This is a genomic window from Kitasatospora sp. NPDC056531, from assembly GCF_042794375.1.
Lineage (GTDB): Bacteria > Actinomycetota > Actinomycetes > Streptomycetales > Streptomycetaceae > Kitasatospora.
This window is the reverse complement of sequence record NZ_JBHTTU010000188.1, coordinates 1-2,966: the sequence shown is the minus strand read 5'-3', so window position 1 is coordinate 2,966 and position 2,966 is coordinate 1. Positions and strand designations below refer to the sequence as shown.

At 76.2% G+C, this 2,966-nt stretch carries 2 pseudogenes; both read right to left on the bottom strand.

Annotated features, from left to right (window positions below):
- Window positions 1–2,440: pseudogene (locus ACFQ87_RS43750) on the bottom strand (hypothetical protein); the annotation flags it as partial.
- Window positions 2,437–2,966 (bottom strand): annotated as a pseudogene (locus ACFQ87_RS43745) (hypothetical protein); the annotation flags it as partial. The pseudogenes ACFQ87_RS43750 and ACFQ87_RS43745, both read right to left, overlap by 4 nt.

Below are 2,966 nucleotides of genomic sequence, written 5' to 3'. Positions count from 1 at the left end.
GCCGCACCGAGGGCTTGCGGTCCAGGCCGGGGATCCGCCCGGCGGCCGCCCTCGCCGCGCCCGCCGCGACGGCCTTGGCAGTGCCGCGCACCGACACGACGGTCAGCAGGCCGTTGACGGCGGCGCGCGCCAGCACACCGAGGATCCGCGTAAAGCGCTCGGACTCGAACCGGTGGTGGCCCTCCTCGGTGCCGTACTCCCGCTGGAGGCGTGCGAGCGCGGCGTCGGACATCGCGGCGTCGACGTCGCGCAGCTGCACGTAGGTGTCGTGGGACAGCAGGACGGCGTCGGACAGGTGGGTGCCGAGGTCGACGTAGAGCATCGCGCGCTGGAAGCGGATGATCCGGGAGAGCCGGGCCGTGGTCTCGATGGTCAGCGGCGCCCCGGCGGCGATGGTCCGGGCGGTGCCGACCGTGGCTCCGCGGGCGACCGCCCCGCCCGCCGAGGCGAACGCGGTGGCCAGAGCCACCAGGTCGAGGGCGGTCTCCCGGTCCCACTCGAAGGCGTCGTGGTGCAGTCGCTCGGCCAGGTTGACGGCACTGAGCACACCGCCGGTCAGCGCTCCGGCCAGCACGATCGCGCCGACCACCGGCGAGGTGAGCGGGAAGGCCAGCGCGAGGGCGGTGCCCGCGACGGCCAGCCCGGTCGCGGCCACGGACAGCCACTCCCAGGCGGTGCGCTGCCAGCTCTCGGTGTCCGTGGCGAAGTCGAAGGGCTTCAGCTGCAGCCGTTCCATCCCGGGCCACTCGATCCTGGCCAGGATCCGGCCGGGCGGGTAGCTGCCGCGGAAGGAGGTCCGGGCGTCCTCGAAGGCGGCCCGCAGCGCCTCCTCGGGGGTGGGCCCGGTGCCCCGGTAGGTCCGGGTGAACGCGGGGTACGTCACGTCGATCAGCAGCCAGGTGTGGCCCGGGCCGGTCGCGTCCGGCGCCGGGCCGACGAAGAGTGAGATCGGCCGGGACCGGGCGGTGCGCCGGTCGGTAAACAGCGCCCGCAGCGGGAACGGCCCGGCGGCGGTGGTTCCGACCAGCTTCCTCTCCAACCCGCCGGCGGTTTCGCGTAGTTCGCGGATCAGTGCCTCGTCGCGGGCGGGGGCCTGTTCGGCCTGGCGCAGCCGCTGCCGGGCCGCGGCCAGGAGCGCGTCGGCGCTCGGGGACCAGAGCGGCTCGGCGCCCGGCGCGCGGGTCGCCCTCTCCAGTCCGGCCAGCTCCAGCGCCATCCGCTCCTCCAGCCGCTGGACGGTGTCGGTCCGGCGCTCGGTGACCGGCTCCGGGGAGGCGTCCTCGTAGGAGAGGCGGACCTCGCACTCCACCTCGTACTCGCCGGCCCGGTCGAAGCGGTGGGTGAAGGAGGCCCGGGTCGACTGCGGGTTGTCGACGGGCACCCGGAGCCGCTCGCCGTGCCGGTCGTGCACGATCCGGTACACCCGCCAGCGGTAGCCGATGAAGGCGTACACCAGCGCCAGTTCGTACACCGGCGCCCAGCGGCCGGACTCGTCCAGGCGCCAGATCTCCACCTCGGCGAGGTAGGTGGTGTCGGCGCCGACGACGGCGGGGCCGTCCTGCTGGTCCGCGCGCAGGATCCGCGGCCGCGGCCAGAGGTGGTACCGGGGGGCCGCGTGCACGGTCACCTCGGGCACGTCGGCGGCCGGGACGGTGAAGTTCACGGTGAGGTCCAGGTCCTGCGGGTTCCCGAGGTCGGGCAGCCGGCGCGGTCCGCGGTACAGCTGGGCCGGAGCGTGCGGGCGGGCGACGACGGTGTACTCGCCGCTCGGCAGGTCGACGACGCGCGGCGCGCCCGGCGCCCGGGCGGTGAGCCGCAGGGCGCGCAGCACCGGGCCCTCGCTGTCGGGGGCCAGGTAGTACAGCCGCGGGGTGGCCTCGCCGGAGCCGGCGGCGTAAACGCCGTAGCGGACCCCGGCGGGGTCGGCCCAGCCTGCGGCGGGCCAGCGGTCCCGGATCAGGCGGGTGATCGCGGCCGGGCCGGGACCCGCCGTGGCGGCGGAGCGGTCGGCGCCGAGGCGGGCGCCCTCCTCGGGTGGCGCGGCTGGCCACGGCAGGGGCGCGGCGGGCTCCGGTACGGGCACGGCAAGGCCGGTGTCCGGAGCGGGCCCCGGTACGGGCACGGCAAGGCCGGTCCCCGTACGCTCCGGCGGCGCCCCGAGCCGGTCGGTCGCCTCCCCGGGGGCGGGGGCGAGCGGGATCGCCACCGGTCTGCCGTGCTCGTCGTAGCCGGGCACGGCGTACGTGCCCTCGGCGGTCCGCCGTTCCGGGGCGAACCGCTCCCGGGCCGCCTCCCCGGGCCTTGGCGCTACCACCTCGCCCGGCCCGGCGTCGGCCACCGCACGCTGCACTGCCGCGCGCACCACGGCGAGCAGCCGCTCCCGGTCGCCCGAAGGCCCGTCCCCGGTCGCCGTGTCCGGCAGGTGGTAGCGGCGCCTCACGGTTTGAACTCCACGACCCGGCCGCTGCCCGGGACGATGAACTCGTTCAGCTCGGGGATGAGGTTCTCGGGGACCTGGAGCTGGTCCTGCCCGTAGCGGGTGTCCACCACCCGCGGCCGACCGGTGACCTCCTTCAGCTTGGGCGGAGGGGGCAGCGGGACCGCCTGCTCCGGCGGCGCGCCGGGCGGGCGCCCCAGCAGCGACGCCGGCTCGCCCTGCTCCGGTACGGCGTGGCTGCGGAAGGCGCGGAACCAGCCCTCCTCCACCTCGAACACCTTCAGCCGTGCGCCCGGCCGCGCCCCGATCAGGAACTCGACGGCCCGCTCGAACACCCCGAAGTTCAGGTTGATCGGGTCGGTGTCGGCCTTGAGCACCCTGGCGTTCCCGTTGACGTCGATCGGAACGCGCTCCCGGCTCGCCGCCGGCGGGGTGCCGCCCTCGATCCGGAACACCACCCGGTTCCCGGTCCGGCTGCGGAAGACCGGCCGCACCACCCGCTCCAGCAGCTCGGGGTGGTCCCGTACCC